We start from the raw sequence: 2,645 nt of genomic DNA on the forward strand, positions 1-2,645 counted from the left end.
GGGCGGGGGGTGGCCCAAAAAACATTGCCATTTTCACCGGATAACTAAACCCCCCGGGGCTCCGCTAGTGCGGAGCCCGGCGCGGCTTAGGGGTAGTTACTTCTTGCCATAGGTGGCGTCGTGATCCGGCTCAATGGTCAGAAACCGGAGCATGTCGCCGTCACGGTACGCGGTCGCACGACGCGCCTGTGTGATACGCAGCGAATACACCGACTCGATGCCTGGAGGCGGCGGCACACTCGTGATCTTCTCCCACTTCAGTCCGGGATCCTGATACACCTGGTTCCAAGTCAGTTGCAGCAGCTTCTTCAAGGTCGCGAGGACCCGTGATGCTTCAGTCTTGTCCAGCGACACCAGGTGCCGCTGGAAGACCGGGTTATTGAGATCCACCTTTACGGGATCGTCGTTTTTCTTGCGCATTGCCCAACTCTTTGAAGAGGACGTCGGGGTCCGACTCTCGCGGTGGATTTGCTTGGGCCCAAGCCAAGGCTTCCTGCAGGTCGTGCTGCGCCTGCGGTGCGTGCAACCACGCCTCGTTCTCGGGGATCACGAGCGCAGTGCGTACGAGCCATACACCCGGCTCGCGCTCCTCAATGAGCACTTGCCGTCCAGCGTATTCCTTGCCAAGCGAAATCTGCCCGCTTGAACCAATCACCTTAACGCTGGTTTTAGGGTCCAACAGGTTTGCATTCATGCCGATCGTTCCGCGAACGAAAGAACAGATCGCCGGCGCGATCCGTTCAAAGATGTAATGCCTCGAAAAATCGCTAGATCCGGACGTCCAGATTGGTTAGCGTTCATGCATGAGGCTGATGCACGAACGCATGATAGCACAACTGCATGATTTTATGAATATGCCGAATTTCTACAATGCAACACAAAATATAGTACGAAAGTTAAGAAGTGGCACAAGATAAGGTGTCTTTTCTTGTGATCATATGAGAAAATAGTATGTCTGGCGTCGGCTGTTCGGCTCAGATCGTACTGGCCGCGTTAGCAATGAGCCGCATGTGGGGCTGCTGCCAAGAAAACCTCGTAATCCTGGACGTCGCCGTGGTTTGGCCGGTGCAACTCCGTGTCTGGGTAGGCTGGCAGTGGATGGCCTGACAGGGCGTAGGGGAGGGACAGAAAGGTGCGCATGCATCGTTGGACGGCCTCTACGTAAAAATCCACAGACCCAACCGGGTGCTGAAATTCCTGCCTCCTACCTCAAAGCTTCGACGCTTGGGGGAGGGGGCAACATCGGCTGAAATCTTGGCGCTACGCCATACGGCTACGGCATCTAAAGTAGTCGGGCAGTAGGCTCCAGATGATGGAATTCAGGGGAAGAAGGGCAGAAAATGCACGCGGGCCCAAAATTCGCCAAAAAATTTCGCGAAAAATTGGCCCTCCCTGTGGATAACTTGATGTCCGAGAAACGAGGCGCTTCCCATGCCCACGTCGACGTGGTTGACCATTCTGGGATCGGCAGGCGTACTGACCATTGGTCGGAACGCGTTCGTTCGCTGGAGGGATGCGCGGCAGGCTCAGACAGCGCGGTTGCACAACCAGCGGCATACGGCATTGACGGTAGCCAGCAAGCTTGAGGATTTCGCCAGGCGTTGTGATGCCACTATTGCTGAAGCGACTCGAGCGCTCGATGAGGCATCCAGACTGGTCGACTACGCACCGTTGTACCCAGTCAAGCTCCCGCCGTTCCTTGGCCATTTTTGCCCATCCCCCGAAAACAGAAAATCCCCTCCAAACCCTTTCCAGGCATGGATTCCAGCGGCATCTAGCCGCAGGAATGGCCGGGTGGCGCAGAGCGCTTTCCGACGAACGCACGGAAATGCCCCGTCCTACGTGCCGGTCATGGCGCGAGGCGGCAGCTTCGCTACCGGTGAGATGGGCGTCGTGAACGAAATAGGTTCGAACAGCGCCTCAAGGTCCTCGGCGGAGAACTTGACGGCGACCGCAGCATCCTCGGACAGGATGGCGTCGGCGAGCGCTGCTTTCTGCTCCTGCATCGCAACGATTTTTTCCTCGACGCTGCCCGCCGTAATCAGCTTGTAGACGAACACGGGTTTGTCCTGCCCGAGACGATGTGCACGATCGGTGGCCTGATTTTCGACGGCGGGGTTCCACCATGGATCGTAGTGAATCACGGTGTCGGCGGCCGTCAGGTTTAGACCAACGCCGCCGGCCTTCAGGCTGATCAGGAAGAGCGGCACTTCGCCCTGCTGGAAACGCTGCACGGGTGTCACTCGATCGGTTGTGTCACCGGTCAGCACAACATATGGAATTGCCGCTTCGTTGAGCGCGGCGGCAATCAGTTCAAGCATGCCGGTGAACTGCGAGAACAGCAGGATGCGACGGCCTTCCTCGATCAGCTCGGGCAACATGTCGAGCAGCAGCGCCAGTTTGGCCGACTCCTTGATGCGGGCGGCCTGGCTGATCTTGACGAGCCGGGGGTCACAACAGACCTGGCGCAGCTTGAGCAGCGCCTCGAGCACGATGATGTGACTACGCGCGAGTCCCTTTGCGGTGACGGCGGCCCGAACCTTTTCCTGCATGGCCGCGCGAACGGTCTCATACAGGTCGCGCTGTGCGCCTTCGAGTTCGACGGTGCGCACGATGGTCGTTTTCGGTGGCAGTTCGGTGGCGAC

General features: G+C 58.1%; 3 protein-coding genes. All 3 read right to left on the minus strand.

What is annotated here, in order from left to right:
• Positions 1-96: 96 nt before the first annotated feature.
• On the minus strand, positions 97-420 hold the full coding sequence (locus tag P0D80_RS49400) for a hypothetical protein (RefSeq protein WP_408295841.1): 324 nt from the start codon (positions 418-420) through the stop codon (positions 97-99).
• The gene (locus tag P0D80_RS49405; RefSeq protein ID WP_408295844.1) at positions 377-694 is read right to left on the minus strand and encodes a hypothetical protein; all 318 of its coding nucleotides are present in this window, start codon (positions 692-694) and stop codon (positions 377-379) included. Before P0D80_RS49405 ends, P0D80_RS49400 begins: the two co-directional genes overlap by 44 nt.
• Before the next feature lie 1,144 nt (positions 695-1,838).
• Positions 1,839-2,645: DEAD/DEAH box helicase (locus tag P0D80_RS49410; protein WP_408295847.1), on the minus strand; the 807-nt coding region annotated here is incomplete at its 5' end.

Origin of the sequence: Paraburkholderia sp. RL17-373-BIF-A, assembly GCF_046030175.1 — a bacterium.
In the GTDB taxonomy this organism is placed as follows: domain Bacteria; phylum Pseudomonadota; class Gammaproteobacteria; order Burkholderiales; family Burkholderiaceae; genus Paraburkholderia.